Source organism: Bacillus sp. AR4-2 (genome assembly GCF_008274865.1).
Taxonomy (GTDB): Bacteria; Bacillota; Bacilli; order Bacillales; family Bacillaceae_G; genus Bacillus_A; species Bacillus_A cereus.
In genome coordinates this window covers 946,483-971,319 of the sequence record NZ_CP031062.1, presented here as the reverse complement: position 1 = coordinate 971,319, position 24,837 = coordinate 946,483, and the positions used below count along the sequence as shown (strand labels likewise).

Genomic DNA, 24,837 nt, shown 5'->3' with positions numbered 1-24,837 from the left:
TAACATGTGGTTACTCAAAGCAATTGCGCCTGTTGTAATAGCCGGAGGAATTGTAGTATATGTGATTGGTAGCCTTAAACATAAATATAACAACGGTAACTTAGGTAAGAAAAAATCAAAAAACGCTCAAATTTTATTAGACAGTTTAATACCTATGGGAATGCTTGTTGGCTGTATGATCGGTTTGATTTTCGGTATATTTTTCCCGAACTTCGCCCTGCTTTCAGTTAGTTTAGGAGCTGGAATAGGCTATTTATTTGGATATTTCGCCTATGAATTTTACAGCAAGACAGGAAACAATTTTTCCTAATCCAAAAGGAATAAGCGGGACAGTACATAGTAATCATATGAAATATGTAACTGTCCTTTATTTTTGCATCAATGTTATCACCTTACCTTTCGCCTACTATACACCTCTTTTATTGATTTTTCTCTCCTCCCCTTTTTGCATATCCGCTTTTTTATTTTCATTGGATCTATATCCAAAGTAAAGTAGCGCACATGTAATAATAGAACCTACAATGTATCCTAAAAAACATCCTAACCAAAACATAGTGTAACCGCCTCCATTCATAATAAATTTTATGTAATATAACTCTTTACATACTCCATCGTTTATTTCTATTAACTATACACTTTCTAAAATTATTCATACCACTCATTCTCTTCGTACCTCAAATAGCAATTTTATTATTTGTCATAAAATTAACACCTTCTTTAAATACAAAAACTTCCATTTACTTGCTTTTTCTTAAGAAATAATATACTACATTTGAAATAAGCGAGCGAGTACATCGGCCCTTCTCTATTTTAACTTTAGTCATGAACAAAAGAAAAATAAAAAACCCCCTCAAAGCATAAACTTCAAGGGGTGAGCCTGTTTTTTATTTACTTATATACGTACAGCTGTACCACTTACAGCAACCATTAACATTCCATCACGAACTACTTCGTAATCTACGTCAACACCAACGATAGCGTTCGCACCTTTTTGTTTTGCAAGTTCTTTCATTTCGTCCATTGCGATATCACGAGCTTCTTTTAACTTACTTTCATAAGAACCAGCACGACCACCGACAACATCACGAACAGAAGCGAATAAATCGCGGACAATATTTGCACCCATAATAGCTTCACCATTTACAATATCGATATACTCAATAATTTCTTTACCTTGAATTCCAGACGTTGTTGTTACAATCATGACTGACACTCTCCTAATAAGTTGTAGTTTTAATTAGCTTTCTTATGTCTTTATTATGACACGGAACAAACAACTAATCTATTGAATTACCTTACAGGAATGTGACAGTTTTGTAAGAATGAAACGCGCATTATGTTTCATTCTAATAGAGCGCTTTAACATTGGGATACATAAACGACTCTTTATTTTCTTTCCAGTCCTTTTCTACTTCTTTGAAAGTTGGTCGTCCTAATTTTTCATTGTTCTCATGTTTACGAAACCATTTCTTCACATACTGGTCTCCATTTTTATTTTGAACTGTACAAAGGAAACTATTACTGCTATCCTTTAATATTTTTACAATCACGAAAAGGCACCTCTTCCCTTTTAAATAACAGAATAGAACTTGATCTTTTACTATAAGCCCTTCCTCTCTTATAGTCATACGACTCCTCGGCCGCGCCAAAGTTGTAAGATCAAAAAATGATATTCACTTTGTTTACATTTTATTTAAAGAAATCAGAGTTATAGGCATTATGCTTATCAAATATTTTATAGATTTCTAACTTATCATCTAATTTTGCATCTACTAAAATTAATATATTGCCATCGTAAATATATTCTTCATACTTTTTAGCATGTTCTTCTGGAATTCCTAACCCTATAAATGCTCCTATTAAACTTCCAGCTCCTCCGCCAATACCGGCTCCTCCAATAGCTGCTGCGATCGGTCCTGCTGCTACGATTGGACCCATTCCAGAAACGGCAAGTATACCAAGACCTGTTAATAAACCACCGAGTCCACCTGCTACTCCTCCTGCCACAAGCCCTGTTGCTGAAAAGATATCTGCTTTATGTGCAGTTTCATGATTTACTTTTTCACCCGATTTTTCTTCAAGGTGTTCAATTTCCTTCTGATCTTTTGCAATAGCTGAAATGTTATCTGCTGAGTATCCTTTATCATTTAATTCATTAATAACGAGTGCCGCATCATCAATTGTTCTAAAAACACCTACTATTTTTCTATCTACATTCATAACTATTAACCTCCTAAAGTTTTATATAATATATTTTTATTTTTCTTCATTTCTGTATACACTAATTTTCTTATTAACATAACCATTTATGAAAAAAGCGAATAGTAAAAGCACTACAAGTGAACTACTTAACAAGTAAATTAAATCAAATGTAATATTAATCATCATTTCATTCATGTATACCAGGCTCCTTTTTATTTAAAGTAAAAGTATATTTTGATAGACTAATCTACTAAACATAGACATCTTACAATTCATCTTCAGTCAATCTCTTTGTAGTATATGTATACCCTTCCTAACCTTTTCTAAACGTAAAAAACTATAATTATATTTTTTCTTATTTATATGTTTAACATTTTTTAAAACGGGTATGTTTATATTGTTATGCTTACTATATGGAAAGGAATATTACGATGAACGCCATTCACTCTACTACTATTTCTTATAATGAAACACCTACAATAACTCAAATTCATCATTTTTATGCTTTAATGACAACATTTCAAACGAATGTATTTATAAGTAAACACGGAACACTTACTTCTATTAAAAACTTAAGCACTCTAGTATCCTTTTTCCTTACTGTAAAAAAGAGAGATCTTGTATTATTTATTTTTGAAGGAATAGATGCAAAAAGAGCTTTAAGAACACTCTTCCCTTCTTAAAAGTTTTGTTATCCCCTATTCCCTCGATTGTTACTTTTCATATATAGTTTTATATTTCAAAATGATTTCCTCTATTAAAAAAGAACCCCCTAATACAATAGGGGGATTTCTAGTTTAGCCTTATGAAAACTGATATAATATATATTACGTTTTTCATTCTTTAAAATAGAAAAGTTTTAATAACCTTGAAGGTAGGAATTTTTAATGAACTCGAAAGCAAAATTTAGTATTCGCTACAAAATTATGGCTGGTTATTTAGTTATCATTTTGTTCTTACTTGTTTCTTTCATTATGTTGAACAATGAGATTTCTAATTTACAAAAATCTCGTAATTTTATTATTGATCACGATTTTAAAGTTCTCAATTTAACAAATCAAGTGGAGAAAGATTTACTAACAATTGAAAATAAAGCGAAAGGGTTTATCATTTCTAATAATCCAAATTACGTACAATCTCTTAATTCTGCGGAAAAGGATTACGAAAAGCATTATCAAGATCTTTTCTCATTATTAGAGGATAACCCATCTCAGCAAGAAAAATTAAAACAGATTAACGAAAATATTATTAGTTGGATAAATAAAGAGATTCACCCACTCATTGCAAATAATAATAGTAATAATGTACAAACAATCGACACGACTCAAATTCAGTCATTACAGTCACAGGTAACTAACTTCCGTAGCACTGAGGAGCAATTAACGAAAAAAAGAGCAGCACAATTAGATACTGAAAATAATAAATTAGAGATTTGGTTATACAGTTTATTGTTCTTACTTTCTTGTATTTCTATTATCATTTCACTCTATATTTCGAATTCCATTACAAAAACGATTAAAAATGTAATTCAAGTTATTAAATCCATTTCTTCTAAAGAAAAAATCACGGAAAGAATTCATGTAAACACACGTGATGAAATAAAAGATCTTGCTCATACAACGAATCACCTACTAGACGAAATATCGAAAAGAGAGTGGTTACAAACGGAGCTTGCAGAATTAATTTTAATGTATCAAGGTGTATCTTCTATTGAGATGTTAGGTAAAAAAATTCTTAGTGGAATTATACAAAAAACGCAAACTTCTTGCGGTGCATTTTATGTACGTGAAGAATATGAAGAAACTGTCTACTATGTGAAAAAAGCTTCTTTCGCCGATCAAGGTGCTGATATTGGGAAACAATCCATTCAAATGGGTGAAGGTTTCATTGGACAGTCTGCCTTAGAAAAGAAAAGTTTTATTCTCAGGGATATACCCGAAGAGTTTCGTTATGTCACTAGCGGAGTATTAGAAATACGTCCTAAAAATCTATTAATCATCCCTATCTTATTTGAGGATGAAGTAATCGCAGTAATGGAGTTAGTAAGTGTAACTGAGATTTCAGATTTACATCAAGATTTAATTCAACAAACCGTTGATAATCTAGGTTTAACAATCCATAGCATTATGGGACGTATGCGAATTCAAACTCTTTTACATGAATCACAAGCAATGACAGAAGAGTTACAAGTTCAATCAGAAGAATTGCAAACGCAAGCGGAAGAACTACAAATGCAAGCAGAAGAATTACGAACAACGAATGAACAATTAGAGTCTAGAACTGAAGAGGCTGAGCAGAAGACAGCTGACTTACAAATTACCAAATCAGAATTAGAAGAAAAAGCAAGCGAGTTGTTACGCAGCTCAAAATACAAATCTGAGTTCCTAGCAAATATGTCACATGAATTACGCACACCGTTAAATAGTATTTTACTATTATCTGAAATGTTAAGAGAAAATCATGATAACAATTTATCCGACGATGAAATTGAATTAGCAACTGTCATTCATTCATCAGGGAAAGACTTACTTACTTTAATTAATGACATACTAGATTTATCTAAAGTAGAAGCAGGCAAACTAGACATCATTTTTGAGGCAACGAACATAAGTGACATGGCAGCCAATATGCATCAAAACTTTTTACATATAGCTGCACAAAAAAATGTCGAATTTACTATTGAGGACAGTGATACGATTCCTGATCTGTTTTATACAGATGCAAAACGGATTGAGCAAATTATTAAAAACTTATTATCCAATGCATTTAAATTCACAGAAAAAGGATCCGTTTCTTTACATTTTGATTCGATAGAAACAACCAATTTGAGTCATGATATGCAGTCTATAAGTAAAGATTGGATTACAATTTCAGTAAAAGATACTGGTATTGGTATCGCTAAAGAACAGCATCAACTTATTTTCGAAGCCTTTCAACAGGCAGATGGAGCAACGATTCGAAAGTATGGTGGTACAGGATTAGGTTTATCTATTTGTAAAGAGTTTGCGAGATTATTAGGTGGTTGGATTACGTTAGAGAGTAATGTAGGAGAAGGTAGTACTTTCACGGTATATATTCCTAACCTTCCAAATGGATTACATGATATACAGTTATCCAATTTAGAAGTCGCAGCAACGATAGAAGATGTTATTCCTGCTGAAGTTGTTGAAGAAACTATCGTTACTCCCGAAACAAATAACGTCTTCCAAGAGAAAACCATTTTAATTGTCGATGATGATCATCGAAATATATTTGCGTTACAAAACGCATTAAAAAAACAAAATGCCAACATTATTACTGCCCAAAACGGCATAGAGTGTTTAGAAATACTAAAAAGTAATACAAATATTGACCTTATTTTAATGGATATTATGATGCCTAATATGGACGGTTATGAAACGATGGAAAATATCCGAATGAACTTAGGGTTAAATGAAATACCTATTATCGCATTAACTGCTAAAGCAATGCCAAATGATAAGGAAAAATGTTTATCTGCTGGCGCTTCAGATTATATAAGTAAACCATTAAATCTACATCAACTCTATTCGGTAATGAGTGTATGGTTAATAAAATAAGTGAGGTTTAGTTGGAGTGGAAAATAAGTATTATAATTTTGATCCATCAGTAGATACGGATGAGCGCACGAACTTAGAAATTGAATTACTATTGGAAGCGGTATTTAAACTATCAGGATTTGATTTTCGCCAATATGCTCGCACATCTATTTATAGAAGGATTTGTAATCGAATGCAGCTCTCTAATATCCCAACCATTTCAAAATTAATTGAAAAAGTAATTCACGAGGAAGGGGTTTTAGAACAGTTATTAAATGATTTCTCAATTAATGTAACTGAGATGTTCCGTAACCCTGCCTTTTTTAAAGCGCTTAGAGAGCATGTTATTCCTGAATTAAAAAAGCATCCCGAAATTAGAATTTGGCATGCTGGATGCGCAACTGGTGAAGAAGTATTATCAATGTCCATCTTACTTCACGAAGAAGGATTAAGTGAAAAGTCGGTTATTTACGCAACAGATATGAATACAAATGTGTTAGAAAAAGCAAAACAAGGTATCCTCCCGTTAAATAAAATGCAAACTTATACGAAAAACTATTTACAAGCTGGCGGTACACAAGCGTTTTCTAACTATTATTCAACAGATAATCGTTTTGCTTATTTTAATCCATCACTTTTACAAAACATTATTTTTGCACAGCATAATTTAGTAACCGATCAATCTTTTAACGAGTTTCATATTATACTTTGTCGTAACGTTTTAATTTACTTTACAAGTAAACTTCAAAATCAAGTGCAGCAACTATTTTATGAAAGCTTAGGTCACAATGGTTTTCTATGTTTAGGGAATAAAGAAACTCTTCGTTTTTCAAATATAATGCCGCATTATACTCAATTTAATCCTAGCGAACAAATTTATCAAAAAATACAATAAAAAGCGTATGAAATCCTCTGTTTGGATTTCATACGCTTTTTATTTCGCATTCGTTTGTATCATAATGAGACACATATCATCTGATTGCGCTTTCTTTTGTTCTTCCTTGTAAAACCCTTCTATCTCGCCTTCTAAATCCCCCCATTTTCTTTCTGTAAAAGTACGTAATTTCTCTTCAGCCTCAAATTCATCATTTGCAATTGCTTCAAGAACACCATCTGTAAACAATAGTATTTGAGCGTTCTTCTCAAAAGGTATAACTGTCTTTTTAACTTTTATTTCATCAAAAAATCCTACCGCACAACTCCCGCGATCTAGTTCAACTACATTTGTTTCATCAACTAAAACATATCCAGAAGGATGCCCTGCATTTACATATTCAACTGTTCTATCTTCTGTATTAACAACTAAGTATATGGCCGTAAAATAATAGGGAATATTATCATTTTCATTATGTAAAAGGGTCATATATTTATTTAATTCTTTAATAACAAGTTCTGGATCAATTAAACATTTAATCGTTTCACGTAATACAGACGAAATAAACATGCAAACTAATGAAGCAGATACACCATGTCCCATCACATCTAATAATATAATACCGTAGCGATTTTCATCGATTTTATACCAATAATACATATCTCCAGCTAGTTTAAATGAAGGTAAGTAACTTGCTTCAATTTTTATATGATCTTCTCGTAATGGGCTACTTAATAAGTTTCTTTGTACTTGCGTAGCTAAATCTAGTTCATTCCGAAGATTTTCTTCTTGTTCTTTATGCCAATTTAATTCCGATTTCAAGCGTAACGCTACACGCATACGTGCTAATAGTTCAACTTTATTTATAGGTTTCGTAATATAATCCATTGCCCCCATATCAAGAGCTTCGGCCAATTTATTTGCATCCTCTAAAGCTGTAACAAAAATAATAGGGATATCTTTAAACTTCTCCTCTTTTTGTAATCGCCTACAAACTTCAAGTCCATCAATTTCAGGCATCATAATATCTAATAATATTAAATCAATTTCATTATGCCTGGAAGAATCTTTTCCAAACTGTATGTATTCGAAGAGCTCTTGTGCAGAATTGAGCGATACAAGATCATGATATCCGGCTTGTTTTAAAATCTTCTCAATTACAAATATGTTAACCGGATTATCATCAACAATTAAAATGGACACAAGTTATTTCCCCTTTTCTTATTTAAAATGTAAATCTATTATTATTTTCTATTTTTCTAGTATTACATACTCAGTTACAAAATGAAAATTTCTTACTCAAACATATTTATACAACAAAAGAACAAACTCCCAGAAATAGGAATTTGTTCTTTCACTCTATAAATTTCTACTTTTAATTTAACACCATTGCTTTATCATTTAAAAGACGATCTAATTCTTCCATATGATTAGTTTCATCTGCAATCATATCTTCTAGCTTTACAACTAACTCTGTCATATTTAATTTCGCTGCCTGTTCTTTTCTCGTTTCATAACGCTTAATTGTTTCATATTCTGATTGTCTAGCGTATTCTAACATTTCTCTAACATCTTCTACTTGTTTCACTGATAAAGGGATCGTAGTAGGTGTACCACCTAGCGTCTTAATTTTCTCCGCTAAATATAGGGCATGTCCTTGTTCATCACTAATTTCAGATTCAAAGAAAGGCTTTAACACTTGTCTATATATACCAGAAACTGTAGCTGCATTATGGTTATACATAATGATTGCTGCGTATTCTCCTGCTAAATCTTCATTCAATCCTTCGATTAGTTCTTTCACATCGTGTGACATTTTCATATCTCCTCCTATACTTAATAAGTACCCCTTTTCTCATGTTTTAAACATCATTATTTTAAATTTTTATGTATCTAAAAATGCGGCTTGCTTCAATTTACTTATCGCTTGTCTTTTAATACGAGAAACGTGCATTTGTGAAATACCTAACCGTTCCCCTGTATCTTTTTGATTTAAATTTTCTCCAAATATATAATGAATAACACTCTTTTCCGTGTCATTTAATACGTTAAAAATATCCTTTAAAACGAGACGCCTTTCTGTCTCTTCATATCCTTGCTCTACTTCACCTACAGATTCAATTCTCGCTACCGAACTACCATCAGATGCATTTTCAACTACATCATCTAAGGAAGATACTCGATAATTATTTTTAGCATCCATAATCTCTAGAACTTCCTCTTCCGATAGTCCTAAATGATTTGCGATTTCTATAATCTTCGGCGAACGTTGCAGGTGATCTGTTAACTCCTCTATCGCAAGTTTAATTTTTCCGCCTAAATCTTTAATTCGCCTTGGAACGTGAATGCCCCAAGTTTTATCGCGTAAATACTTCTTTATTTCCCCTACTATCGTAGGTATTGCAAAAGGCTCAAAAGCATTCCCTATCGAATAATCATACCTTCTTATTGCACCTAAGAGCCCTAACATGCCTACTTGTATAATATCCTCATGCATCGGCCCGCCTTTTGAATAGCGATATGCAATGGAATATACGAGATTTTTATAATGATCAACTAACCTTTCCTGCGCTTCATTACATTGGTTTTGTTGGAAGTCTGCAATTAGTTTAATAACGTCTTCTTTAGTAAGATTCGTAGGTTGAGATTGGATTTCCATCATTCTCCACCTGCTCTCTTTGTATATATTTTGTCATTAAAACCGTCATGCCCTCATCATGCATGATTTGTATATCATCCATTAACGTATTGATTAAATATAAACCTAAACCATTTTCCGGCAAATGTTCTACTGGTTTACTAATATCATACGGACCAACTTTTCTTTTTAAGTTATTAAAATCAAAGCTAACCCCATTATCCGCAACCATAATTTCTAATCGATCTTCATATAGCCCAAAGACAATTGTAATTTCTCCAACGTCTTCTTTGTATGCATGTTGTACAATGTTTGTACACGCCTCACTAATAGCAATTTTCATATCTTCTATATCGTCATAAGCAAAGCCTATTCGATTCGCAACACCAGCCATTGTTAAACGAATAATAGCCACATATTCTGCCTTTGCAGGAATTTTCATTTCTATCTTTTCAAATCTCTCCATCATCCCTAGTCACCTTCTTTCTACTTTTTCAAAATCAGAATTCAAATTTAATATTTCCGTTAATCCTGTAATATCGAATAATCTTTTTAATCTTTTAGATACACCGATAAACTCTAGTTTTCCATCATTTTTCTTAACCGCTTTTAATAGAGCTATAAAAACACCTAAACCAGTACTATCCATATAATCTACGTTATGAAAATCTACTACAATCTGAACCTCTTTTTCGCTTGCAATAGGCATAATCTTATTTTTTAAATCTGATGCCGTATACGCATCAATTTCACCATTAAGTTGTACCGTATAACCTACATCATTTTGCAAAATATTTATTCCTAAATTCATCATTTCCGCCCCCTTATCTCGAACTTTTACTATTTAATTACCCATAAAAATTAGTTTTAAACATATTTTTTTATTTTCATTATAAATAAATTTTCTACACCTTTCTCGGCTTAACACGTAAAAAATACTACCAAATGTTTAAAACTTATAAATTTGTGTATGTATAATGTATAAACATTATTTTTAGGGGGATCTATCTATGGAAGAGCACAACTTTAAAAAGGGAGATTTTGTTCAATTTTCTTATCGACACGATCATGCTACAAAATTAGTTGGTTCCATTATTAATATACTAACGAATACAATTGTAGTTGATATAAGTAATAGCGAGGACTTATCTCATATAGAACCAAGGCAAGTCGTAAGAATAAATAATTGTAAAAAGGTAACGATGGCTTAATACATAATAGAAAGTGTAATGTTAATGAGTGGGGGGTTCTTCATCCTCCACTCATTCCTATGTAAAATACATAAAAAAGCATCCAAATTAGTTTAATTGGATGCTTTTTTATGTATTTTTATCAGTTCATTAACTTTATAACTATATATAATAAACTTAAGATTACTATTTATTATCATACTTACGCTTTCCGCAGCATTCTAGAGAAGAATGTAACGATTAAAATAAAGACGATTGCACCTAATAACGCTGGAAGAACAAAAATGCCTCCCCATTCAGGACCCCAATGACCAAATAACGCACTACCTACCCAAGATCCGATTAATCCGGCAATCACGTTTCCAACTATACCTAACGGAAAGTCTTTTCCTGTAATCATTCCAGCTAACGCACCAATAAGTCCACCTACAATACACGTAATAATAAGTCCCACAATTAAACCTCCTATATTCGTTTTATATTGAATTCATCAAGCTTTAGTATGTAACTAAAGCTTGATGAACATATATTATTCTTTATTATCCAATTCATCACTTATCTTTTGTTTCACTTTTCCGACTTTTTCTTTTATCGTTCCCTTCGTTTTTTCCCACTTACCTTCATTTTTCAACTCTCTATCTTCTGTAACTTCACCAATTCCTTCTTTTACTTGTCCTTTTTTCTTTTCAACTTTACCTTTAACTTGTTCTTTTAGTCCGTTCTCACTCATATTTACAATCTCCTTTTCGTAATAGATTTATAGATTTAAAGGATACAAATTTAAATAGAATACATGCATCTTCTTTCTTGTAACCATTCACCGACTCTTTCTAAATCCTTAACGAATAACAAGATTTTCCCTTCATCCAGTTTTTCTTCATAAAAGTTCGCTTCTTCCTCATTAAGCCCTAACTCTTGCATTTTATTTCTTAACTGATCTCCTGTTTTTTGAAAGACGTTAATAATGCTTGTCCCAAGTCCCTCCTCTTTTATCCCAATTGTATTCACGTCTGCATTGTCCGCAATTCTATCTGTCCTATCTTTCTCATGCGTTAATACGTAAATATCTTTTTGGTCTATTCCTTTTTTCACGAGATCATTCGCCGCATTCATGACCTCTTTCTCCGTAATAAATTCATATACAAAAGGTTTACTATACTTCGTTTCCATCTTTAACTTCCTCCTTTAAAATGAATTATTTGTTATATTATATGTAGTACACCCATTTTCGAAATGTTAAACATAAAATATGAAAAAAGTTATGTGAATTTTGATTTTAATAGAGAATGAACATCATCATTTACCACTTTAAAACATCTTCTCCTTACAATAACTACCTAAATTAACAGAAAATTGTTATAATTAAACTTGAGGAGGGATACTATGAAAAAAATCATATCTATATGCACTCTAACCGCTCTATCTTTCAATTTAATAGGTTGTACAAGCACCTCGGCTACAGATAAAGCTTCACAAGTTAAGCAAGAACATAAACAAAATACCTTTCAATTAAATTCTGCTAATATTACAGACATTGAAATACTGAAAACAACAAATCATACTACTTCCAAATCTCAAACAGACAACGAAAAAATGATACAATCTATCGTTTCAGCAGTCCAAAAAGGCACTCCTAAACAAATCACACTAGATCAAAAAAAGAGAGAATCTGCACATTCTACTATTACTGTTACATATAAAGATGACTCAAAAGAAGAATTTCTTGTGTGGGCTGATAATAAGGAGCAAATTTCGATTGCTAAAGATGAGAAGAAAGATAAGGTAGAAGGTGTGATAGTGAATATTAAAGATGCTAAAATAATGAAGGATTTCTTTTAAAATTCTAATTAACGTTAAAAAAAAGTAGGATTACATCCTACTCTTTTTTTAATCATGCTCAATAAATAGACCTTTATAAAATCTATTTAAGGTCTAATTTTGCTAAATCATGTTGTAAAACATTATTTCCTTCTTGTGGGTTAAATACGATTGCACTAAGACCAAAAACATTCGTAACAACATCTCTATCTTTCGGACGAATGATTCTTACTTCATAAGCAAAAAGTGCTGGAGGAAGAGCTGCTGAACGAAAAGTAACATATCGATTAGGTGGCAATGTTTGTGTTGAAGGGTCTATTAATGGTAATAATACCGGAGAACCTGATGACCAATCAAACATTTCAACTGTTACTCTACGAGTATCATCTGGATCAACATTCATAGCTTCAACAGTAAGAAATAACGTAGCGGAATGTCTACGTAATACACCCGTTGATAAAGTTTCATTATGATGTTCAAAGCATTTTTTTGGAGGGTGACCATAGCCATAACTCATACCAATTCCCCCCTTTCATTTACAATTAAGGACAAGTATTCCTTATAATATATAATGCTATTATTCTTTTATTGAAAGGTATAAAAGCGGATTTCTATCTATATTATTAGATATTTTATTTTTCATTTATTCGCTCTTAAATAATAAAGTGAAACTTTAATCAGCCCTCACCAATCCGGGTCTTACTACCCGACAAATAGCGGCATAAATCTATTTTAAAAAGGACCTGCTCCATTCATTCGTAAAAGAATAAAGTAAATGGAATCCGTTAAAACACATGAGTGACCTCTTGGTTTTCCCTTCCTATTAAAAGGAGGAACTGTTATGGGCTTTGGTGGTAGTTGTGGCGGCTGTGGCTTTGCTGGAGGATTTGCTTTATTAGTTGTATTGTTTATTTTATTAATCATCGTTGGAGCTGCTTGCTTCTGCTAAAAACTATCGAAAGGACACTCACGTGAGTGTCCTTTCTTCATGAAAAAGCCCCATGCAATGTGCAGAGGCCATGCTTATCAACTTAAGAATTCAGAATTACCCCAAAACGAGAAAATGAGCTTTTTTGTTATAAGTTAGCACAAAATTTCGTTCTGGAGGTACGATAAAATTTTAGCTTGATGACAATGGGACTGAACCCCTAATACTTTATTTTAATAATGACTCTTTTCATGAAACAAAACTCAGTTATCAGTCTAAACCATTTTTTAGATCTAACAATAACAAGTGTGCTTCTTTACCTTTCAGATAGTCTCTATTATTCTAATTTCTTCATTTCCTTCAGCCGTTCTATATCCTTTTCTGAAGCATTTTGTATTTTATACAGTTCATAGCTACCCTTTATCTCATCTATCACTACAAATTCAACTTCATTCCGAACATAGCTTTTGGTTTTCCCTTTTTATAACCAATAACATTATCTAATATAGTTTTTCCACTATCTTTTTTATATAAATTATAGCTAACAGGTGGACGGCCAATTACATACTTATTATCAGAAAATCCGACTATATCATCCCTCCCTAATCCTGTCGAAACACTCAAGACAAAAATAATCTGAAATATAGAATAAACAACAATACTGCATAAGAAAAAAAATAGGATTGATTTAAAAAATAACTTTAAAAGTATCTTGCCCAAAAAACATTCCCTCCCATTTCATCTCGGGATAGCAAGAACAAAACGTGAATTTTGTGCGCTAAGGAACCGAAATTTTTAGATTGTTGAACTCAATCCCCCATTAGTTCCATAAGAAAAAGAGTTACCGCAGTAACCCTATTTTTTATAATACACGTCATTGGGAGAAGCAATGGATGAATAAATTCAATCTATGAAATTTCCCACAATCTTTTAACCTCCACCAATTCCTGTCCATTGAATTCCATCCTATATATATCTGGTTTTGATGTCTGTAGTAAAAAATTCAAGTCATACTTACTGTCATAATACCCCATCATCAAAGTCATTATAGCTCCATGAGTGCCTAATACTACTTTCTGTCCTCGATAGGTGTTTAATAATTCTTTTAAGACTTTTATAGCACGTTTCTGACAGTCGACATTAGACTCTCCCCCCCATTAAAGCAAAGTCGGGGTCTAAGAATGACTTTTTTATCAAAGGGAATAATTCTTTATCCGAAATTCGTTCCTCTTCAGCAATAAAAATCCTCTCTTTTAAGTCCTCAAATACTAAAACTTCTTGTCCTATTTGCTTTGCTAACTGCTGAACAGTTAGAATTGAACGATTGTATGGACTTGAGATAACAACGTCGATTCCCTCACCTTGTAATGCATCCGTTATTCGTTGAACATCTAATTTTCCTTTTTCAGTTAATCCTCTTGTTTTTTCTTTTCCAAACTTTGGTGAATCCCCGTGTCTCACCATATATATGAAAGTTTTCATAATTACCTCCATTTTTTCAGTTTTCTGTATAATCACCAACTTATATTAGCATATATATCCAATACAGTCTCCCAAAAAATAACAGAAAACTACAAATTCGAAACAGACCATTATCGTAATGTAAAACAGGAGCGATTAGAGTGCCAACTATATAGAAATATAATCACTATTTACCTATGTTCCTCTACAATGTTTAAAATGCGCCAAATTCTAAAAAAAAACTAATTGAATATAAAGCGATAGGTATGATACAAGATCATCCATTTCTCTTATATCAAGTCATACAAAAAGGACTCCTAGAGATTACAAATCTGCTGATTCGCTTGTTATACCTTCTACAGAACAACGGGCGGAAATCTCATCGATATGAGAAGAAGACTGTCTTTGATATCATGGGTGTTATCTATGAAAATAGTGGATTGAGAAAGCAAAAGAAAGCTGCATAAGTAAAAAAATGAAACCCGCTAGGGTCTATTTCGTATGCTTATTTTTAATGAAAACACATATTTTAAGAATTTCTTCGTTTATGTAAATGCAAGTTTATTTTATTTTTAAGCTTAATTTGATGGTTATGTGCGCAGAGATTCAATTGTAACTAATACTTTAATGATGTAGTATTACATTCGCCCCCAAAATGAACTTCGATACTATAAAAAATATAAAGTGTTCATTTAGGTACGGACTTAAAATCTTAGCTGGATAGCAATAACAGGAGATCCTATTCCAGACAAACTAATAAACATCTCAATAATTGCTATTGCACCAAAGTAAAACAAACTGGACAACCTAGATTTCAAACTGTAAGATTAGATGTTGGTGAAATCGGGCAGCAAAGCATATATAGAAAATAGGTGTTAATGTTGAAAATCAATAAAAAATTTGAACCATTAATTTTTAATATCTTTATGATTTTAGGCATATCTAGCATTATCTCTTTCGTCATGGTTTCAATGAATGTTGGATATACAGCTTTATTTCTCAAATCATGGATGAAAACATGGGGAATTGCTTTCGTACTTGCATTTTTAGCTTCTAAATTATTACCCTTTGTAGTTAAAAAGATAATGAAAATCTTCACTTTTGTTGAGAATGATGCTTAAGAATAAAGTGATGTACTGCGTAGGTTCATTCCAATTAAAAAAGTTTATTATCACAAAAACTTAACCTAGTAAAATGTTTCAAATCGAAGGAAGACACCTTAAAGGTTGTCTTTTCTTTATAAGTAAAAAAAGCCCGCCTATTTCCGTAGGCGGGCTTTATCTTTATTACACAATACGAAAGTATACTCTCTTTTCCACTGAAATTTCATGTAATTATACATATTCATGAAAATAGCAGAATTAAAATATGCCAAAATAAAAAATGAGCTAAATCCCCTAAATAGCTATATAGAGATGAAGTTGTTATGACAACATATTTTCCACTTTCAACTTAGTTATCATTAGAATGTTTTTCTACAAAATCAAGGATCCTAGCATTAACTTCGTTAGAGAACTCACCATTGATTGCGTGAGATGCATTTTTCCAATTAACTATATCAATATCTTTAACGTATTTTTTTCCAGTTTCAACTGCTTTTACCGAATTGTGCATTGTACTTTTTTCAGCTATAAGTGCAAGCACTGGAATATCAATATTTTTTAAGTCTTCTTTACTAAATAAATCAGGCGCTGGCGTTTTCAGTTTATAGTTACGCATACCCGACTCGATTAACTTAGCGATAGGCTCATCGTCACTTGCTTCTGCTCCTCCAGAAACATAGCTTAACATCTTTTCTCTTAAAAACTTAGGGACAATAGGAACGGAAGCTGGAATAGATGCCAGAATCATTTTTATGGATATTTGCGCAAATACAAAGACTGGATCTAATAAACTAGCCGTAGCAATATGCTCAGGATTATATCTGGCCAAGTTCATTGTTGTCCACCCTCCAATGGAGACACCTACGATATGCACTCTTTCTAAACCTAATCCTTCAATTACTTCATTTAACCATTCTGCTTGTTGTTTTTGGTTTTCAATCACCTTCGTTTGCACACTCATCCCAGGTTCACCTAGTAAATCTATCGTATAAACAGGCCTTTTTTCTCTTAGACCTTCTAAATTAGGTACCCACATTGGAGTAGATGCACCACGTCCAGGGAGTAAGAGTATTGGTTCCTTATGTTTGTTTTCCTCTTTAGTAAAATAATAAGCACGAATTGTGCCATATTTCGTTTTTATATTTTTCGTATCGTTAGGTTTTGGAAGGAGTGCCATTGATTCATCGTAGGCAATTTGAAAGTCTTCCTTTCCTTTTTCAGATGTAAAGTGACCAACCTTATTATCATGTCTCTTCATTTGAATGCCTCCTTTCTACAAATATATGGATGAACTTTATCTATATATTCATGGTAATTATCCATTGAATTTTTATCTTCTTTAAGGCAAGACTCTCATTTAGAAAAAAGAAAATCGTACGTTTAGATACAATTTGGCAACAAACTAACTGTTTTTTTTACATTAATAGACAACTACTGCAAGAATTATAGTTTTTATGTTTTCATTTATCTTTTTAATCAGATGAATGCTTTTTTGGTACATAATAAAGTGAAACTTTAATCAGTGGGGGGTTCATCGACCACTGATTATTAGCTCACACCAATCGGGCTTTTACGGTCAGCCCGCCCCCCACCTAACTTCTTTGCTTCCGCTGAATTTTGAGGTGGGGGTCTTACTACCCGTTAATGCGAGATAAAAAATATAAAAAAATATCCAGAAAAACTGTCACAAAATCCGTTTTTCTGGTTTCTCTATAATACAGGTATCAAATTGAAAGTGAGGTTTAAACGAACATGTTAACCATAGAAAATGAAGAAAGTCATGCTTCTAATATGACCTTTGAAGATTTATTTAAGCAGTACTATGCTTATGCTATGAAACAGATTATATGGATTGTTAAAGATCAATCTATCGCTGAAGAGTTAGCACAAGAAGTATTTTTACAATTATATCGTAGCGATTGGAAAGGAATTAAAAATATACCTGGATGGTTGATTAAATCTTCTACTTATGTAGCTTATAACCATTTTCGATTTGAAAAAAGGCAGCAAGCGAAGATTGATAAGGAAATACAATACCATGAAGTACAAAATGTATCATCATTAGACGATGATTGGATAAGAAAAGAAGAAATTGCAGAAGTACTTCAAATTGAAATATCTTCTATAGGAACATTATTAGTCCGAGCCAAAATGAAATTCCGCAAGATTTATAAACAAATAGAGGAGGCATAACAAATGAAATGTTATGATATCGGGTTTATTCAAACATATATTGATGGAGAACTTTCTCATGATATAAGAAAGGAATTTACAAAGCACCTAGATACATGTGAAGCATGCCAAGATTTATTAGTAGAAATTAGTAAATTAAATCAATGGGAAAACGTAATGCTAGATGAAGAATCTGCAAATTCACCACAAGAAATCAAAATTGATATAGAACAAGCATGGAAAACATTTGAAAGTCGTTCCAAGTTAGACAACGTTTCTAATATAAATTACAAAAAACAACAAAAGAAAGGCATCTTTACAAACATGAGTAAAAAATCAAAATGTTTCATTTATACAGCAGTAGCTGCAGCTGCACTTTTCACAACAGCAATGATTCCACAAGTACAAGTGGCGGCTACAAATGTCGCTTCATATTTTTCTGATGCAATTACAAATGATAAAGTTGTAAATGAAGGAATAAAAGATGAAAATGGTATCACACAAGATATGATGAAGAATGGTAAATATATTCCTATTGATGAAAAAATTACAGATCAAGGTATTACTGTACATCTCAAAGAATTATTTATCGCAGATTCACGTATATCAGTTCATTATAGAATGGAAAAAGCTGACGGAAGTTTAGTACCATTTGAATTTGATACATCAGGATTAGATCTCCAAAGTGATGGTATAATTAATGGACAACAAGAGGAAAACCCTGAGATTAAACATGATGGGAGACTATCATTTATCCATGATTCAGATGATCGTCTTCCTTTTGAACTTATGGCAGCAGGTAAAAAATTAAATGAAGTGGGCATTCGTGATAATGATAAACCCGAAGGTGTCGCTACATTTGTTATAGTTCCTGGAGGAAAAGACGATTTTAAACAGCCCCTTACTTTAGATGTAAATATAACTAGAATTGGAAAAGTAATTGGATCTTGGAAAGCTCAAATTCCAATTGATACTTCACATTTGAAAAATAATACGAATTAACATGAAAAAAAGAATAGAACAATATGTATCTAATTCTCAGTTTATATGTTTTCTTGTTTTCGTTACATTTATTTCGTATATAGTTTTTACTCTATCTTTTATTTATGATTTAAGACCATTATAAGAAAAAGCCCTCTAAAAAAGTAGGAAAATAAATAACCGGTTTCTTAACGTATAAGGAATCGGTTATTTTGTATTTAAAATGCGTCTAAACGTACAAATTTCTTTTTATAAAAAAGAATAGACACCCTAAGGTGCCTTCCTCCGACTTGAACCATCTTAATTTTAATAATATGTATTGGACTCCCGTCCAACTATTATTTTACCACGTTAAGTTGTTTTGTTTATTGAGAAATACAATGTTTTATTTATGCTAATCTTCTGTATTAGTTCATTTTGTAGTCCGTGCAGCGGTTAACAAGAAAATAATAGCATTGATGACACCTAAAAGTCCCTGCTTAATCCACATAGATAATGCAGCATTTGTGCCAATGGCTAGAAAAATAAGCATTACTGTGTATCTATTGAATCTCAGTATAGACAACCTCCCGATGGGACTATATTTAAGGAAATTTCATTATTTTTTTGTTCCATAAAACATTGTACTTCCTAGTGAAGAGAAATTCAGTTTTACTTCTATAACTCGCCCTGTTTCCACTCTTTATTATGGATATCTAATCCTTCTTGACCAAAGAAATGGAGAATAAATTCTTTTTCATCACTATCAATTTTTTTAGCTAGTTTAGATCCCTCCATACTTTGCTTTTTTCCTGAACTTAAATAATGAATTTCTTCAAAGTCTTTAACTACAGATTCGAACTCTCCATCATACCATTTGTTCAGAATAGATTCATATTTTGGTCTTTCATCATTATTAATAACATTTAAGTTGTTTTTTAAGTATTGAATGTTTTCTTTCGTCATTTGAAATCGCCCTACATCACGGGTACCGGAAACATGAAGATTATTCCCATTGAATGTGAGTTTTTGTAAAGACATATGTATCATCATATCATTTATAGTTTGCTCGTTTTGGATTTCACCAATCGACTGTGCCGCTTTAGAGAGTTCATCTTCACTTACTACATAACTATCTTTTTGCTGCTTTTGAATGGTTTGAACTTTCGGTTTTTCCTGAACCTTTTCTTCTTGTTTAGGTTTTGATTCAGTTGTAGTCTTCTCATTTGAGCTACAAGCAGCCATTCCCATAAGCAATGTACCGCATGTTAAAGCCATTAGTAACTTTCGGTTCATTTTTTTCCGCCTATCTGCATTAGTTATTTTAAACAGTTTTTTAATGTAAGATTTCTCATCTCATAGTAGCAAAGAATGTATCTATATATTGTCATGTTTTGTCGAAGAATAATAAAAAAACAACCTAGATCCCATAGGATCTAGGTTGCTTTTAATACGTAAACGTAATCGTCACTAAAGAATACCCTTCTTTCGCATTGTAAGGCTCCGCTTTATAAGAAACTCGATTTGCCCCTTGCGGATAATCGATTTCACCAATTGCCTTTTTCACATCTTGCAGTGCATCATTCATTGATTGCTTGTATAGCACTTCAATTTTCTCTGGTTTTGCACTATAGCGTTGCTGCATTTTATTTTTTAATTCGGTATAGTTATTTGCGATATATTCATTTCCTAAATAGTTTAACTTTGTATCTTTTAATATTTGTTGATATGCAGGCGTTTTCGTACTACCTGCTGCAATTTTGTTTGTCAGTGTACTATAATAATTCGTTGTAGCTTGCGGGTAGTCTCCGCGGTTCCACTCATGATTTCTTGCGATTTGTTCATCTGATAAATTGAAATACGAATACGTGACGCGGCCCTGCTCATCTGGCACTGGATCATCGAATGTTGTATCAAGGTGATACCATTTGTTTTCGATTTTCACTAAATTCCAAGCATGAGGTTGTCCGTCCCCAGTTCCTGTCACAAAATGATTTTCAATTCCTGCTTCTTTTAATAATTGATAAGTTAATAGTGCGTAACCTTGGCAAACCGCAGAACGATTTACAAGTGCTTCATATGCTGTGTAAGCTTTATAAGACGTATCATAAGAAACATGCTTTACTACGTAATCATGAATCGCCTTCACTTTTTCGTGATCATCCATTCCAACTTGAGTAATAGAAGAAACGATTGCTTTCGCTTGTTTCATGACATATTCCGTCTGTTCTTTCGTTTCACGATATGTAATCTTAAGCGTAAACGTATAATTTCCAGGTGATCCAGAAAGTCCATATGAAACATTCGATCTATTATTATTTGTATACTCATTTTTACTTGCAACTTCTTTATATGCGTTAAAAAGTGTATTCATCACTTCGTTTGTATTATTGTTTTTCGTTTTATATGGAAGTGTAATATTTGTCTCGTATGTATTAATACGCTTTTGTACTTCCTCTTTAAACGCTGTTAATAATGCAGCATCTCCTGTATCTTTCACATCGGCATTTTTATATTTTAAAGTTTTATATAAAAACTGCGCATACTGTTCACGTGTTACTGTGCCATACGGTTCAAAATTCCCGTTCCCTGTGCCATCTGCGATTCCATTTGACTGCACTGCACTAATTGCGTTTTCTGCCCAAAATGGATTTGGAACATCCTTAAAGGTATGTTTTTGTTTTGCCGCAAGATGGAAAGCATTTGTAAGAATTTGTGCCATTTCCGCACGACTCACAGAAGCTTTCGGTCTAAATTGGCCATTTTCATCACCTTTAAAAACTCCTAAATTCGTTAAAGTTAATACCTCTTCTGGAAACATTGTAGAACTTTGATTAATATCACCGTAAGGATTTTTAAACGTAGACCCATCCTTTAATACGTAACGAGTTCCATCATTACTAAACGAACCGCCTTGTTTATTCGGTACTAACACTCGATAAATTAAAGCCGCAACTTGCTCCCTTGTCGCAACATCTCCAAAACCAAATATCCCATTCCCATAACCGGAAATAATATTTTTACTCGCTAAATCTTTAATCGCAGGATATGACCAATGTGATGTCGGCACATCAGAAAAAACACCCACTTCAGCAGCCTTCACACCACTGCCATTTGTATATAACAACGCACCACCAATCAGTGATAATGATGTAATTGATTTTAATAGTTTTGTATACATAATGTCTTCTCCCAATACGTTCTCTATTTTTGTTGGTTTATGTCGAAAAATCTAAAAATATGACAAAATATATTATACAATTAAAAGTTTTTAAGGGATATATTGAATTTTAAAATATGCAAAAATTCATATTGTTATAAGGATTCATAGTGATATTATGTTATTTCACTTGCGAATATATAAATAAAAAAACGCTCATCTGAGCGTTTCATCTATATACTTATTAGTTACTTTTTCTTCACTTAGAACTCTTCTTCGGTAATCATCCTTCGATCTAACAACTCTTTATACTTCAATATTTCTTCAGCCCCACGGCTCTCCATGCGTATATTGTATAACACTTGTTGTATTGACCTTTGATTGGTCCGTTGAAACATTTACTCCATTTAGAGATAATTCTATTGAATTTTTCACTACTAATCACAAAAATATCTTATAATCTCTATATAACAAATTAATGTATTAGGAGTAGATAAAATGCCAGTTACACTCGAACTTATTCTTTTCATTCTTATAGCAATTAGTGCTGTTGGCTATTTAATAAAAGAATTTCAAAAAACTAGGAAACGAACACTTGGAATTTCACTAGAATTTTTAGTTCTTTTCTGGTCAATATGGAGAATATCAACTATCATAATCTAATTTATAAAACATAAATTCCTTCGAATGAAGTGAAACTCTAATCAGCGGGGGATTTATAGGATAAATTTACCGGTATTTTTACCACAACATTCATGTTAAAATCCCTTGTGAGTACGACATAACTCGACCTTATGAAGCTCCGCAGCTTTTATCGCGGAGCTTTTTTTATTTAAAATAACTATTTTGTTCACTTTTTCGATACATTTACGAAACATTCATATGTTACGTTATATAAGTCCTTTTTTAAATCATATTCATTCTAGCAAAAAGTCCTAGTCCCCCTAGGACTTTTTGCATTCAAATAATGAGTTGTCTTTTTTCTCAATAACCGAAACTATTTAACGTGGTAAAATAATAATTGGACTGGCATCCAATACCATATTACAATGGAGCAAATCGCAAGAAGGCACCTTAGGGTGTCTTTTTTATAGAGAATCAGTTTAAAAACTAAAAATAAAAGAACCTCAATAAATGAGGTTCAAAAAATCTACTATTTTAAATTACCTTCGTAAAAAGCAACTCCATGTTGAACATGTTTTAAATACCACGTAATCGTCCCGCCACAAACATTTTCATTAAAACTATTAGCATATACTCCATTTGAGTAATAAAGAGTTCTTTTGAATTTACCATTAGAATACTCATAAGGAATGGAGCATGTGGCTTGCTTCGGAGAGCTCACAGCTTTTTGTGTATCAGCTGAAGCTGCACCAATTCCTCCTGTTAATGCAATACCTGTTGCTAACGCTCCTACTACTAATTTCTTGAACATAATAAATCCCCCTTTAATAGTTTTTATAGATTACAAATTAAATGTATCACTTTTGTAATTTATGTAAATATCTTGAATATGTAGAAATATTTATTTAATTATTGGTGATATTAGGATTTTATTTTATCAAATGGAAAATAGAGGGATTAGAGAAGCGTGTGAAAATACAGATAGGTTTATATTAAATGAACATGGTTCAAGTCGGCGGAAGGCACCTTAGGGTGTCTTTTTTATACATAAAAAAATCTCACCATCTTATAGAAACGATAAACTCTTTAAAACAATAATTGCAACTATATTAATTTTACATTACATTAAGGTTAGAGAATGTTCTTATATTAATAAAGTGCTAAATAGTAGGTGGCAAAATGGAATTTAACGATTTGGGTATTACCATTAAAGAACTTAGAATTAAAAAAAATATATCACAATCCGAATTATGTCATGGAATATGTTCACAAAGTCAAATTAGCAAGATTGAAAAAGGTATGATTTATCCATCTAGTATATTGTTATATCAATTATCAGAAAGACTTGGTATTGATCCGAATAACATATTTGCACTAACTCAAAACAAAAGATTAAAATATGTAGAAAACGTAAAATACGTAATAAAAGATTGCTTAAAGCAAAAACAATATAAAGAACTTTATGAAATAGTAAAAAAAGAGAAAAACTTAAATAATTTTCAAACAAAAGATGAGAAACAATTTCTAATGTGGCATGAAGCAATTGCTATATTTATGGTGGATAAATCAATAAAAACTGCTTTAGATTTTTTAAATCATGCATTAAAACTGACTTTAACTAATTCTGATTTTTTATCAGAAAGAGAAATAGATATTATGCAAACAATGGCTATATTTTATGCAGAAAATAAAGAATATGAAAAAAGTATTAATATATTCAAAAGATGTTTAACTAATTTTAATAAATTAGATTTTCCTAGAGATAAAGAAATTAAATTAAAACTCATGTTAAATTTAGCAAAATGTTTCGACTTCACATATCAACATGAAGAGGCAATAAAGTATATTGATAAGGGTATCAAATTAGCAATTAATCTAAATACTTTATACTTACTAGGTGAACTATTCTATTTAAAAGGTCAGTGTTTATTAAAAATGAAACAACATAATGTAGAAGATGTTATTTATAACTGGAAAAAAGCATTATTTATATTTGAACTAACAGAAAAAGAATATTATACAAAAATGCTACCAGATGAACTTATTGAATTACAAAATAAAAAACACTCATAATTTCGTAAAAACTACTTACAAATCCCACAGAAAAAATCCCTATAGCTTTTAAACTTAGAACGATAATATTAAAATAA

29 protein-coding genes and 3 pseudogenes are annotated in these 24,837 nt (G+C 31.9%); 12 read left to right on the top strand and 20 right to left on the bottom strand.

Annotation, left to right across the window (positions count from 1 at the left end; translation table 11 throughout):
• Positions 1–4 precede the first annotated feature (4 nt).
• Positions 5–310, top strand: coding sequence for a hypothetical protein (locus DN399_RS05075; protein ID WP_149149382.1), 306 nt, complete (start codon positions 5–7; stop codon positions 308–310).
• A 96-nt stretch (positions 311–406) separates the two neighbouring features.
• Here the strand turns inward: DN399_RS05075 and DN399_RS27980 are convergent, their stop codons facing one another.
• The 5 genes from DN399_RS27980 to DN399_RS27975 all read right to left on the bottom strand — a co-directional run bounded on the left by DN399_RS27980 (position 407) and on the right by DN399_RS27975 (position 2,397).
• Positions 407–553, bottom strand: a complete 147-nt coding sequence (locus DN399_RS27980) for a hypothetical protein (protein ID WP_000498628.1) — start codon at positions 551–553, stop codon at positions 407–409.
• 339 nt (positions 554–892) lie between these two features.
• Positions 893–1,204: a YbjQ family protein gene (locus tag DN399_RS05070; protein WP_000637511.1), complete on the bottom strand. Its 312-nt coding sequence runs from the start codon at positions 1,202–1,204 to the stop codon at positions 893–895.
• Between the two features lie 142 nt (positions 1,205–1,346).
• Positions 1,347–1,550 carry a DUF4028 family protein gene (locus DN399_RS05065; RefSeq protein ID WP_002023439.1) on the bottom strand — a complete coding sequence of 68 codons (204 nt, stop codon included), beginning with the start codon at positions 1,548–1,550 and terminating at the stop codon, positions 1,347–1,349.
• A gap of 139 nt (positions 1,551–1,689) precedes the next feature.
• Positions 1,690–2,220, bottom strand: a complete 531-nt coding sequence (locus DN399_RS05060; protein WP_001100088.1) for a general stress protein — start codon at positions 2,218–2,220, stop codon at positions 1,690–1,692.
• Between the two features lie 36 nt (positions 2,221–2,256).
• Complete coding sequence (locus DN399_RS27975; RefSeq protein ID WP_001004570.1) at positions 2,257–2,397, bottom strand: hypothetical protein; 141 nt, start codon at positions 2,395–2,397, stop codon at positions 2,257–2,259.
• A 236-nt stretch (positions 2,398–2,633) separates the two neighbouring features.
• Here DN399_RS27975 and DN399_RS05055 point away from each other — a divergent pair, with 236 nt between their 5' ends.
• From DN399_RS05055 to DN399_RS05045, 3 genes are all read left to right on the top strand, one after another.
• Complete coding sequence (locus DN399_RS05055) at positions 2,634–2,885, top strand: hypothetical protein (RefSeq protein WP_000991357.1); 252 nt, start codon at positions 2,634–2,636, stop codon at positions 2,883–2,885.
• A gap of 204 nt (positions 2,886–3,089) precedes the next feature.
• A complete protein-coding gene (locus tag DN399_RS05050; protein ID WP_149149381.1) occupies positions 3,090–5,780 on the top strand; it encodes an ATP-binding protein in 2,691 nt (896 codons plus the stop codon).
• Between the two features lie 16 nt (positions 5,781–5,796).
• Complete coding sequence (locus DN399_RS05045; RefSeq protein WP_000429036.1) at positions 5,797–6,654, top strand: CheR family methyltransferase; 858 nt, start codon at positions 5,797–5,799, stop codon at positions 6,652–6,654.
• Positions 6,655–6,693: 39 nt separating this feature from the next.
• Here the strand turns inward: DN399_RS05045 and DN399_RS05040 are convergent, their stop codons facing one another.
• From DN399_RS05040 to rsbV, 5 genes are all read right to left on the bottom strand, one after another.
• Complete coding sequence (locus DN399_RS05040; protein ID WP_000025520.1) at positions 6,694–7,836, bottom strand: fused response regulator/phosphatase; 1,143 nt, start codon at positions 7,834–7,836, stop codon at positions 6,694–6,696.
• A 172-nt stretch (positions 7,837–8,008) separates the two neighbouring features.
• On the bottom strand, positions 8,009–8,449 hold the full coding sequence (locus DN399_RS05035; RefSeq protein ID WP_000017742.1) for a ferritin-like domain-containing protein: 441 nt from the start codon (positions 8,447–8,449) through the stop codon (positions 8,009–8,011).
• A 69-nt stretch (positions 8,450–8,518) separates the two neighbouring features.
• The gene (gene sigB, locus DN399_RS05030) at positions 8,519–9,295 is read right to left on the bottom strand and encodes an RNA polymerase sigma factor SigB (protein WP_016122036.1); all 777 of its coding nucleotides are present in this window, start codon (positions 9,293–9,295) and stop codon (positions 8,519–8,521) included.
• Positions 9,258–9,740 (bottom strand): anti-sigma B factor RsbW, encoded by a 483-nt coding sequence (gene rsbW / locus DN399_RS05025; RefSeq protein WP_000970572.1) that lies wholly within the window; start codon positions 9,738–9,740, stop codon positions 9,258–9,260. The genes sigB and rsbW overlap by 38 nt, the downstream gene beginning before the upstream one ends.
• A 6-nt stretch (positions 9,741–9,746) precedes the next feature.
• On the bottom strand, positions 9,747–10,085 hold the full coding sequence (gene rsbV / locus DN399_RS05020) for an anti sigma b factor antagonist RsbV (protein WP_002023450.1): 339 nt from the start codon (positions 10,083–10,085) through the stop codon (positions 9,747–9,749).
• 196 nt (positions 10,086–10,281) lie between these two features.
• Here rsbV and DN399_RS05015 point away from each other — a divergent pair, with 196 nt between their 5' ends.
• Positions 10,282–10,482: a hypothetical protein gene (locus tag DN399_RS05015; protein ID WP_000391011.1), complete on the top strand. Its 201-nt coding sequence runs from the start codon at positions 10,282–10,284 to the stop codon at positions 10,480–10,482.
• Between the two features lie 181 nt (positions 10,483–10,663).
• On the opposite strand, the gene DN399_RS05010 is transcribed toward DN399_RS05015, so the two are convergent.
• The 3 genes from DN399_RS05010 to DN399_RS05000 form a co-directional block, all read right to left on the bottom strand.
• Entirely contained in the window at positions 10,664–10,915 is a 252-nt protein-coding gene (locus tag DN399_RS05010) for a GlsB/YeaQ/YmgE family stress response membrane protein (RefSeq protein WP_000522903.1), read from the bottom strand.
• A 75-nt stretch (positions 10,916–10,990) separates the two neighbouring features.
• Positions 10,991–11,191 carry a CsbD family protein gene (locus DN399_RS05005; RefSeq protein WP_001293468.1) on the bottom strand — a complete coding sequence of 67 codons (201 nt, stop codon included), beginning with the start codon at positions 11,189–11,191 and terminating at the stop codon, positions 10,991–10,993.
• 50 nt (positions 11,192–11,241) lie between these two features.
• On the bottom strand, positions 11,242–11,631 hold the full coding sequence (locus DN399_RS05000) for a YflT domain-containing protein (RefSeq protein ID WP_000448802.1): 390 nt from the start codon (positions 11,629–11,631) through the stop codon (positions 11,242–11,244).
• Between the two features lie 213 nt (positions 11,632–11,844).
• Between DN399_RS05000 and DN399_RS04995 the strand changes: the two genes are divergently transcribed.
• Complete coding sequence (locus DN399_RS04995; protein ID WP_149149380.1) at positions 11,845–12,300, top strand: hypothetical protein; 456 nt, start codon at positions 11,845–11,847, stop codon at positions 12,298–12,300.
• Positions 12,301–12,382: 82 nt separating this feature from the next.
• On the opposite strand, the gene DN399_RS04990 is transcribed toward DN399_RS04995, so the two are convergent.
• On the bottom strand, positions 12,383–12,796 hold the full coding sequence (locus tag DN399_RS04990; protein ID WP_000120217.1) for a hypothetical protein: 414 nt from the start codon (positions 12,794–12,796) through the stop codon (positions 12,383–12,385).
• Between the two features lie 324 nt (positions 12,797–13,120).
• Here DN399_RS04990 and DN399_RS04985 point away from each other — a divergent pair, with 324 nt between their 5' ends.
• Positions 13,121–13,228: a YjcZ family sporulation protein gene (locus tag DN399_RS04985; protein WP_000505670.1), complete on the top strand. Its 108-nt coding sequence runs from the start codon at positions 13,121–13,123 to the stop codon at positions 13,226–13,228.
• Positions 13,229–13,544: 316 nt separating this feature from the next.
• Here the strand turns inward: DN399_RS04985 and DN399_RS04980 are convergent.
• Positions 13,545–13,927, bottom strand: a pseudogene (locus DN399_RS04980) (hypothetical protein).
• A 188-nt stretch (positions 13,928–14,115) separates the two neighbouring features.
• A pseudogene (locus tag DN399_RS04975) lies at positions 14,116–14,689 on the bottom strand (histidine phosphatase family protein).
• A gap of 96 nt (positions 14,690–14,785) precedes the next feature.
• On the opposite strand from DN399_RS04975, the pseudogene DN399_RS04970 reads away from it, so the two are divergent.
• A pseudogene (locus DN399_RS04970) lies at positions 14,786–15,135 on the top strand (IS4 family transposase); the annotation flags it as partial.
• Positions 15,136–15,549: 414 nt separating this feature from the next.
• The gene (locus tag DN399_RS04965) at positions 15,550–15,789 is read left to right on the top strand and encodes a DUF2798 domain-containing protein (RefSeq protein ID WP_000700224.1); all 240 of its coding nucleotides are present in this window, start codon (positions 15,550–15,552) and stop codon (positions 15,787–15,789) included.
• A gap of 331 nt (positions 15,790–16,120) precedes the next feature.
• On the opposite strand, the gene DN399_RS04960 is transcribed toward DN399_RS04965, so the two are convergent.
• Entirely contained in the window at positions 16,121–17,029 is a 909-nt protein-coding gene (locus DN399_RS04960; protein WP_000820345.1) for an alpha/beta fold hydrolase, read from the bottom strand.
• Positions 17,030–17,523: 494 nt separating this feature from the next.
• On the opposite strand from DN399_RS04960, the gene DN399_RS04955 reads away from it, so the two are divergent.
• Positions 17,524–17,964 (top strand): RNA polymerase sigma factor SigX, encoded by a 441-nt coding sequence (locus DN399_RS04955; protein ID WP_149149379.1) that lies wholly within the window; start codon positions 17,524–17,526, stop codon positions 17,962–17,964.
• Positions 17,965–17,967: 3 nt separating this feature from the next.
• Positions 17,968–18,945: a DUF4179 domain-containing protein gene (locus DN399_RS04950; protein ID WP_149149378.1), complete on the top strand. Its 978-nt coding sequence runs from the start codon at positions 17,968–17,970 to the stop codon at positions 18,943–18,945.
• A gap of 636 nt (positions 18,946–19,581) precedes the next feature.
• Here the strand turns inward: DN399_RS04950 and DN399_RS04945 are convergent.
• The 3 genes from DN399_RS04945 to DN399_RS04935 form a co-directional block, all read right to left on the bottom strand.
• Entirely contained in the window at positions 19,582–20,199 is a 618-nt protein-coding gene (locus tag DN399_RS04945) for a DUF6241 domain-containing protein (RefSeq protein WP_001080424.1), read from the bottom strand.
• 151 nt (positions 20,200–20,350) lie between these two features.
• On the bottom strand, positions 20,351–22,084 hold the full coding sequence (locus DN399_RS04940) for an S-layer homology domain-containing protein (protein WP_149149377.1): 1,734 nt from the start codon (positions 22,082–22,084) through the stop codon (positions 20,351–20,353).
• Positions 22,085–23,216: 1,132 nt separating this feature from the next.
• Entirely contained in the window at positions 23,217–23,498 is a 282-nt protein-coding gene (locus tag DN399_RS04935) for a hypothetical protein (RefSeq protein ID WP_135811475.1), read from the bottom strand.
• Between the two features lie 368 nt (positions 23,499–23,866).
• Here DN399_RS04935 and DN399_RS04930 point away from each other — a divergent pair, with 368 nt between their 5' ends.
• Positions 23,867–24,760, top strand: a complete 894-nt coding sequence (locus tag DN399_RS04930; protein WP_149149376.1) for a helix-turn-helix domain-containing protein — start codon at positions 23,867–23,869, stop codon at positions 24,758–24,760.
• Positions 24,761–24,837: the final 77 nt, after the last annotated feature.

What these genes read in the sequence shown, in the direction of transcription:
- DN399_RS04960 (WP_000820345.1), bottom strand. Translation starts at nt 17,029, where the DNA reads ATGAAGAGACATGATAATAAGGTTGGTCACTTTACATCTGAAAAAGGA.
- DN399_RS05050 (WP_149149381.1), top strand. Translation starts at nt 3,090, where the DNA reads ATGAACTCGAAAGCAAAATTTAGTATTCGCTACAAAATTATGGCTGGT.
- DN399_RS05070 (WP_000637511.1), bottom strand. Translation starts at nt 1,204, where the DNA reads ATGATTGTAACAACAACGTCTGGAATTCAAGGTAAAGAAATTATTGAG.
- DN399_RS05055 (WP_000991357.1), top strand. Translation starts at nt 2,634, where the DNA reads ATGAACGCCATTCACTCTACTACTATTTCTTATAATGAAACACCTACA.
- DN399_RS04990 (WP_000120217.1), bottom strand. Translation starts at nt 12,796, where the DNA reads ATGAGTTATGGCTATGGTCACCCTCCAAAAAAATGCTTTGAACATCAT.
- DN399_RS05060 (WP_001100088.1), bottom strand. Translation starts at nt 2,220, where the DNA reads ATGAATGTAGATAGAAAAATAGTAGGTGTTTTTAGAACAATTGATGAT.
- DN399_RS27980 (WP_000498628.1), bottom strand. Translation starts at nt 553, where the DNA reads ATGTTTTGGTTAGGATGTTTTTTAGGATACATTGTAGGTTCTATTATT.
- DN399_RS05035 (WP_000017742.1), bottom strand. Translation starts at nt 8,449, where the DNA reads ATGTCACACGATGTGAAAGAACTAATCGAAGGATTGAATGAAGATTTA.
- DN399_RS05000 (WP_000448802.1), bottom strand. Translation starts at nt 11,631, where the DNA reads ATGGAAACGAAGTATAGTAAACCTTTTGTATATGAATTTATTACGGAG.
- DN399_RS05075 (WP_149149382.1), top strand. Translation starts at nt 5, where the DNA reads ATGTGGTTACTCAAAGCAATTGCGCCTGTTGTAATAGCCGGAGGAATT.
- DN399_RS04995 (WP_149149380.1), top strand. Translation starts at nt 11,845, where the DNA reads ATGAAAAAAATCATATCTATATGCACTCTAACCGCTCTATCTTTCAAT.
- sigB (WP_016122036.1), bottom strand. Translation starts at nt 9,295, where the DNA reads ATGATGGAAATCCAATCTCAACCTACGAATCTTACTAAAGAAGACGTT.
- DN399_RS04985 (WP_000505670.1), top strand. Translation starts at nt 13,121, where the DNA reads ATGGGCTTTGGTGGTAGTTGTGGCGGCTGTGGCTTTGCTGGAGGATTT.
- DN399_RS04945 (WP_001080424.1), bottom strand. Translation starts at nt 20,199, where the DNA reads ATGAACCGAAAGTTACTAATGGCTTTAACATGCGGTACATTGCTTATG.
- DN399_RS05015 (WP_000391011.1), top strand. Translation starts at nt 10,282, where the DNA reads ATGGAAGAGCACAACTTTAAAAAGGGAGATTTTGTTCAATTTTCTTAT.
- DN399_RS04930 (WP_149149376.1), top strand. Translation starts at nt 23,867, where the DNA reads ATGGAATTTAACGATTTGGGTATTACCATTAAAGAACTTAGAATTAAA.
- rsbW (WP_000970572.1), bottom strand. Translation starts at nt 9,740, where the DNA reads ATGATGGAGAGATTTGAAAAGATAGAAATGAAAATTCCTGCAAAGGCA.
- DN399_RS05005 (WP_001293468.1), bottom strand. Translation starts at nt 11,191, where the DNA reads ATGAGTGAGAACGGACTAAAAGAACAAGTTAAAGGTAAAGTTGAAAAG.
- DN399_RS04935 (WP_135811475.1), bottom strand. Translation starts at nt 23,498, where the DNA reads ATGTTCAAGAAATTAGTAGTAGGAGCGTTAGCAACAGGTATTGCATTA.
- DN399_RS04950 (WP_149149378.1), top strand. Translation starts at nt 17,968, where the DNA reads ATGAAATGTTATGATATCGGGTTTATTCAAACATATATTGATGGAGAA.
- DN399_RS27975 (WP_001004570.1), bottom strand. Translation starts at nt 2,397, where the DNA reads ATGAATGAAATGATGATTAATATTACATTTGATTTAATTTACTTGTTA.
- DN399_RS04940 (WP_149149377.1), bottom strand. Translation starts at nt 22,084, where the DNA reads ATGTATACAAAACTATTAAAATCAATTACATCATTATCACTGATTGGT.
- DN399_RS04955 (WP_149149379.1), top strand. Translation starts at nt 17,524, where the DNA reads ATGTTAACCATAGAAAATGAAGAAAGTCATGCTTCTAATATGACCTTT.
- rsbV (WP_002023450.1), bottom strand. Translation starts at nt 10,085, where the DNA reads ATGATGAATTTAGGAATAAATATTTTGCAAAATGATGTAGGTTATACG.